The organism is Alistipes sp. CHKCI003 (assembly GCF_900021155.1).
GTDB classification, from domain to species: Bacteria; Bacteroidota; Bacteroidia; order Bacteroidales; family Rikenellaceae; genus Alistipes; species Alistipes excrementavium.
Genome location: NZ_FCNT01000075.1, coordinates 103,891 through 109,994, shown reverse-complemented (window position 1 = coordinate 109,994; position 6,104 = coordinate 103,891). Strand labels below are relative to the sequence as shown.

The 6,104-nt window shown below is 63.2% G+C and carries 6 protein-coding genes; all 6 read left to right on the top strand.

Annotation, left to right across the window (positions count from 1 at the left end; translation table 11 throughout):
* Positions 1-225 precede the first annotated feature (225 nt).
* The 6 genes from pyrF (at position 226) to purK (ending at position 5,940) form a co-directional block, all read left to right on the top strand.
* A complete protein-coding gene (gene pyrF, locus BN3659_RS10025) occupies positions 226-933 on the top strand; it encodes an orotidine-5'-phosphate decarboxylase (protein ID WP_091536657.1) in 708 nt (235 codons plus the stop codon).
* 4 nt (positions 934-937) lie between these two features.
* The gene (locus tag BN3659_RS10020) at positions 938-1,198 is read left to right on the top strand and encodes a glutaredoxin family protein (protein ID WP_091536656.1); all 261 of its coding nucleotides are present in this window, start codon (positions 938-940) and stop codon (positions 1,196-1,198) included.
* Positions 1,199-1,506: 308 nt separating this feature from the next.
* The gene (gene pyrE / locus BN3659_RS10015) at positions 1,507-2,136 is read left to right on the top strand and encodes an orotate phosphoribosyltransferase (protein ID WP_091536669.1); all 630 of its coding nucleotides are present in this window, start codon (positions 1,507-1,509) and stop codon (positions 2,134-2,136) included.
* A 210-nt stretch (positions 2,137-2,346) separates the two neighbouring features.
* Positions 2,347-3,429: an aspartate carbamoyltransferase gene (gene pyrB / locus BN3659_RS10010; protein ID WP_091536654.1), complete on the top strand. Its 1,083-nt coding sequence runs from the start codon at positions 2,347-2,349 to the stop codon at positions 3,427-3,429.
* Positions 3,430-4,328: 899 nt separating this feature from the next.
* Entirely contained in the window at positions 4,329-4,799 is a 471-nt protein-coding gene (gene purE, locus BN3659_RS10005) for a 5-(carboxyamino)imidazole ribonucleotide mutase (protein WP_091536653.1), read from the top strand.
* Between the two features lie 43 nt (positions 4,800-4,842).
* Entirely contained in the window at positions 4,843-5,940 is a 1,098-nt protein-coding gene (gene purK / locus BN3659_RS10000) for a 5-(carboxyamino)imidazole ribonucleotide synthase (protein WP_091536651.1), read from the top strand.
* Positions 5,941-6,104 lie beyond the last annotated feature (164 nt).

The following is a 6,104-nucleotide window of genomic DNA, read 5'->3' as shown; positions in this document are numbered from 1 at the left end:
GTACTTAGTTATGTTTTAGATAAAATAAGGACTTGGCGTCTTCGCCCCTCCCTTCTCCCGGAGACCGATTCTTTTGCGACCGGCGCTTCCGATCCGTGGAAGACCGCCGGGAGGAGGCGCCGCAGCGTTTTGCCCCGCAGGACCGCAGGTAAAGGAGCCCGCCGCATCATGAGACGACTGTACGAAAACGAATGGATAACCATGGAAAACAGAGAAAATATAGCTATGAATCGTGATGTAATCATCGCCTGCGACTTCAAGAGCGCCGAAGAGACCTTCGAATTCCTCGATCTGTTCCGCGACGAGCCGCGCAAACCTTTCCTCAAGATCGGTATGGAGCTCTTCTATGCCGAAGGGCCCGCCGTCGTGCGCGAGATCAAGCGCCGCGGCCACCGGATCTTCCTCGATCTGAAACTGCATGATATTCCCAATACGGTGAAGAAGGCGATGGCCGTGCTGTCGCGGCTGGACGTGGACATGTGCAACGTCCATGCGGCCGGCACGGTCGAGATGATGCGGGCCGCGGTCGAGGGACTGACGCGCGCCGACGGTTCGCGGCCGCTGCTGATCGCCGTTACGCAGCTCACCTCCACGAGCGAGGAGCGCATGCGGCGCGAGCTGCTGATCGGGGCGCCGATGAACGACACGATCGTGCATTACGCCCGCAACGCCCGCGAGGCGGGACTCGACGGCGTGGTCTGCTCGCCCCTCGAAGCGGGCATGGTGCACGAAACCTGCGGAGCGGAGTTCCTCACCGTAACTCCCGGCGTGCGTTTTGCAGACTCGGACGCAGCCGACCAAGTGCGCATAACGACTCCCGCCCGTGCGCGGGAGATCGGCTCGGACTACATCGTCGTGGGGCGCCCCATCACCGCGTCGCCCGATCCCGTAGAGGCCTACCGCCGGTGCGTCGGCGAATTCGTAAACGAATGACAGAATGAAAAAAATCACGCTTTTCTACCAGAAACAGTGCCCCTTCTGCAAGAAGGCGCTCCAGTACATCGACGCGGCCAAGGCCGCGCATCCCGAGCTGCGGCCGATCGAGATCGAGATGATCGAGGAGACCGAACAGCCCGAGGTAGCCGACCGCTACGACTATTACTACGTGCCGACTTTCTACATCGACGGACGGAAGATCCACGAGGGCGGTATCTATTCCGACGAAGTGGAGTCCGTCCTGCGCAAGGCGCTGGAGTAGGCGCGGTCCGTAGCCGTGTCGGGCGAAACCCGGAAGATGCGTCCGCCGTCGTTTGCCTGTTTCCTTTCGTCCGCGGCTCGTCGCCGCTTGGCGTGCGTTGAGGCGGAAGGAAGCGGAATGCCGGGTTCCTTCCGACTGCGTCGAATCGTCCGCGCTTCGTTCGGACGGGGCGCGGGCATCGGGGGGCGTACCTCCGGCGGGCGGATTTTCCGCGCTTGCGCAATACCTGCCGTTCGCCGGGCGGGAAGAGGCGGGGGAAGAGCGGGACCCAGAAAAAACCGAAATACGTAATACGAAATACGAAGATGATGGAGAAATCAATAGCGAAAGATCTGCTTTCGATCGGCGCGGTGTTCCTGCGCCCCGAGCAGCCGTTTACGTGGGCGAGCGGTATCAAAAGCCCCATTTATTGCGACAACCGACTGACGCTCAGTGCTCCGGAGGTGCGCGAACATGTCGAGGCGGGGCTCGCCCGGATCGTGCGGACCTGCTATCCCGAGGCCGAAATGCTGATGGGCACCTCGACCGCCGGTATCGCCCATGCGGCCATCACGGCCACGATCCTCGGCCTGCCGATGGGCTACGTGCGCAGCGGTTCGAAGGACCACGGACGCGGCAACCGCATCGAGGGCCGGCTCGAAAAGGGACAGAAGGTCGTGGTGATCGAAGACCTCATTTCGACGGGCGGTTCGTGCATCGAGGTGGTCGAAGCGTTGCGCGAAGCCGGTGCCGAGGTGCTGGGCGTGGCCTCGATATTCACCTACGGAATGCAGCGCGGACTGGATCGTCTGCGTGAAGCGAACGTCGAGAACCACAGCCTCTCGAACCTCGATGCGCTGGTCGAAGTGGCCGCGGACGAAGGGTATATCAAAGCCGAGGACAAGGCGCGTCTGCTGCGGTTCCGCGACGATCCGTCGGACGAATCGTGGATGAAATAGCGGTCTGCCGGCGGCCGGCGGCCGGAATGCGGTCCGCCGTGTCGGACGGCGCACCGGCGGGAGCGCTTTTCGCCGGAAATCCGGCGTATCCGCCCGGCCGAGTTCGGTCCGAACTCGGCCGAAGATTGCGCAAACGGGGAAACGGAAGATAAAACCGGCGTTTTTTTTGCAACGGGAAGCGGCTCCCCGACAGTTAAATGAATAAACCTAATGAGACACCTGATCGATCCCACCGATCTGACGGTCGCCGAGACCGAGCGGATCATCGCGCTGGCCGAGGACATCATCGCCCACCGCGAGCAATACAGCGAATCCTGCAAAGGCCGCAAGCTGGCCACGCTCTTCTACGAGCCGAGCACCCGCACGCGCCTGAGTTTCACCTCGGCGATGCTCGAACTGGGCGGTACGGTCATCGGTTTTTCCGATGCCGCGTCGTCGTCCGTTTCGAAAGGCGAGACGGTGGCCGACACGGTGCGCGTCGTCCGTTGCTTCGCCGACATCATCGCCATGCGCCACTTCAAAGAGGGGGCGCCTCTGGTGGCTTCGCAGTATGCGGGCATCCCCGTAATCAACGCCGGCGACGGCAGCCATTCGCATCCCACGCAGACCCTCACGGACCTCCTGACGATCAAACGCGAAAAGGGCCGTTTCGACCATCTGACGATCGGCTTCTGCGGCGACCTGAAGTTCGGCCGCACGGTCCACTCGCTTATCAAGGCCCTCTCGCGCTACGAGGGGGTGCGGGCGATCCTGATCGCTCCCGAGGAGCTGCGCCTGCCCGATTACATGTTGCAGGAGATGCGCGCACGGTCGGCCATCGAGTTCCGCGAGGTGCGCACGATGGAGGAGGTGATGCCCGAGCTGGACATCCTCTACATGACGCGCGTGCAGAAGGAGCGGTTCCTCGACGAGGAGGAGTTCGACCGCGTGAAAGACAGCTTCGTGCTCGATCCCGAAAAGATGAGGGCTGCCAAGAAGGATATGATCGTCCTGCACCCGTTGCCGCGCGTGAACGAGATCGCGCGGGCGGTGGACAACGATCCGCGTGCGGCCTATTTCCGACAGGTCGAGAACGGTAAGTTCGTGCGCATGGCGCTGATCCATACGCTGCTCCGCTGGGCCGACGGGAATCGGCCCTTCGAGCGGACGCCCGTCTTCTCCGAACCCTATTCGGTCAACGAGATGGAGTGTCCCAACCGCCGTTGCATCTCGGCGACGGAGGATGTGGACCGCCTGTTCCGCAAGACGGGCGACGGCTGGCGCTGCGCTTATTGCGAGAGCCGACCCAAATAGATGCGGGCCTGCCGTTGTGGGGGGGGACGTTTTTGCGGGTTTCGCCTCTGCGGGGTGTTGCGGACGTGTGCATGCTGTTGCATGCGTATTCCGGGCGGCAGGGATTTGCCGGCGGGAGGCGAATGTTTCCCGAAGACTTCGCTCCCCTATGGGGGCGGACGTGTTCGACCTGCGCCGGGCACTTCCCGGGCGGATCGGGTATTGCCGCCGCCGGAACTGAGGAGCGGGGCGCACGAGGGAGCGGGGCAGTCGTGCGAATACCTGCGGTGCGCATCCGCCCGAACCGTATCCGCACCGTACCGTCGGTCGCCGAGGTGTTTCGGAGGATTCCGTTCCGGAAAGTCGGCCGGCAGAGACCCGTTGGATGACCGGTGCCCGTGCGATGGGGGCGGCATGGTTCGGCGGCGTTACGGGAGCGTTCGGGCTGTGCGGCCGGGAGCCTTGCCTGCCCGCGGCGTCGACCGCCGCGGACCGTTCGCGTGTTGTGCGGGGATAAGCTCTCGGTCGCCCTGTTTTTGCCGTCCGTGCGGCCGCATTCCGGCGTCCGTGCGGGAAAACGGACGCTTCCTTGCACGGGGCGCGAATGTTCAAAATTTGTCGATAGAATCTTCCGATAAGTTTGGCAGTATCGTGGAAAGTCGTTATTTTTGTACGGTGTAAAGACGGTACCCGATGGAACACTACCCGAATAGGATACGGCGCGGACGGCAGCAGGGCAAAAATCCTGCGTATCATTCCGCAGCGTGCCGCAAGCATCTGCGGCGGATGTCCGGCCGTATGCGTACGCCGGTTCGGCAGGGAGTGTCCGGATGCAGGGTGCTCGGATAGACAGGATGCCGCCATGACCTCTCGTGTCGTGGCGGTTTCGCTTTACGGTTCGGATGAAATTCGAAAAAGATATGAAAAAAGTCGGTGTAATCATGGGCTCGACGAGCGATTGGGAGGTGATGGCGGATGCCGTCGAAACGCTCGAACGTTTCGGGGTCGAGTACGAAAAACGGGTGGTCAGCGCGCACCGCACGCCCGATCTGATGTGCGACTATGCGAAGACGGCCCGCGAACGCGGCATCGGCGTGATTATCGCCGGAGCCGGAGGAGCGGCCCACCTGCCCGGCATGACGGCGGCCATGACGCCGCTGCCGGTGATTGGCGTACCCGTGAAGTCGCGGGCGCTCAACGGGTTGGATTCGCTGTTGTCGATCGTGCAGATGCCCGGGGGCGTACCCGTGGCGACCACGGCCATCAACGGCGCCCGGAACGCCGCGCTGATCGCCGTCTCGATCCTCGCGCTGCAGGACGAGGCGCTGGCGGCGAAGCTCGACGCTTTCCGTGCCGCGCAGACGGCCGACGTGCTGAAGGCGGAGTTGTAGTCCGCGGAACGAATTCATGGACCACAGATAAACAGAGAGGGTTTTGACTGAAAAAACGATCGGCATCATCGGCGGCGGCCAGCTCGGGCTGATGATCGCGCAACAGGCCCACGGGCTGGGAGTGCGGAGCGTAGCGCTGGATCCGGCGCCGGACGCTCCGGCTTTCCGCGAGACGGACGACCGCATCGTGGCGGCGTTCGACGATGCGGCGGCGCTCGAAAGGCTCTGCCGCCGCTGCGATGCGGTTACATACGAATTCGAAAATGTCCCGGGCGATATTCTGGTGCCGTTGTGCGAAAGATACAACATTCCGCAGGGTTTCCGGCCCCTTTACGATTCGCAGGACCGTCTGCGCGAGAAGGTGAATGCCCGCGAACACGGGCTGAAAACCCCTGCTTTCGCACCCGTGCACGACGAAGCCTCGCTGCGCGAGGCCGTGCGGCGGATCGGGTTGCCCGCCGTGCTGAAAACCCGCACGCTCGGTTACGACGGCCACGGGCAGATGGTGCTCCGGTCGGAGCGGGACGTCCGGAAGGCGCTGCCCATGCTGTCCGTTCCCTGCATTCTGGAGCAGTTCGTGCGCTTCGATTTCGAGGCGAGCGTCATCACGGTCTCGGACGGCGAGCGGGCGGTCTGCTTCCCCGTGGGGCGCAACATCCACCGCGACGGCATCCTCGACCTCTGCGTCGTGCCTGCCGACATGAGCGACGGGCTGCACCGCCGGATGGCGGACGAGAGCCGGCGCTTCATGCGCGAGTGCGGCTACCGCGGCATTCTGGCCATCGAGTATTTCGTCAAAGACGACGAGGTCTATTTCAACGAGATGGCCCCGCGTCCGCACAACAGCGGCCACTATACGATCGAGGGCTGTTCGACCAACCAGTTCCGCGAACTGGTGCGTTTTCTGGCAGGCATGCCGCTCGAAGAGCCGCGCCTGACGGCGCCGACGGTGATGAAGAACATCCTCGGACAGGACCTCGCGGCCGCCGAAACCGTGGCGGACGAAGCGCACGAAGGCGTTTACGTGCACATCTACGGCAAGACGGAGAGCCGCCCCAAACGCAAGATGGGCCACATTACGATGGTCGGTACGGACTTGTCGCGCTACGAAAAGGAGTGGGCCGGCCGGTTCGTCAGGTAGCGGCCGCTAACTCGACCGTCTGGTCGGGCCGTGCGCGGTGCCGAACCTTTCCGCATTCTGCCGGGGCGGGAAAACGGAAGAAGATAAACCAGCCGTTTCGCTGAGCCGGGCGCAGAGGCGAGCGCGAGTTCGGGCTCTGCCGGGGGCCGGAAACGGAAGAAAGA

Coding starts and splice junctions, on each gene's coding strand:
- pyrE (WP_091536669.1), top strand. CDS start 1,507: ATGGAGAAATCAATAGCGAAAGATCTGCTTTCGATCGGCGCGGTGTTC.
- pyrB (WP_091536654.1), top strand. CDS start 2,347: ATGAGACACCTGATCGATCCCACCGATCTGACGGTCGCCGAGACCGAG.
- purE (WP_091536653.1), top strand. CDS start 4,329: ATGAAAAAAGTCGGTGTAATCATGGGCTCGACGAGCGATTGGGAGGTG.
- pyrF (WP_091536657.1), top strand. CDS start 226: ATGAATCGTGATGTAATCATCGCCTGCGACTTCAAGAGCGCCGAAGAG.
- BN3659_RS10020 (WP_091536656.1), top strand. CDS start 938: ATGAAAAAAATCACGCTTTTCTACCAGAAACAGTGCCCCTTCTGCAAG.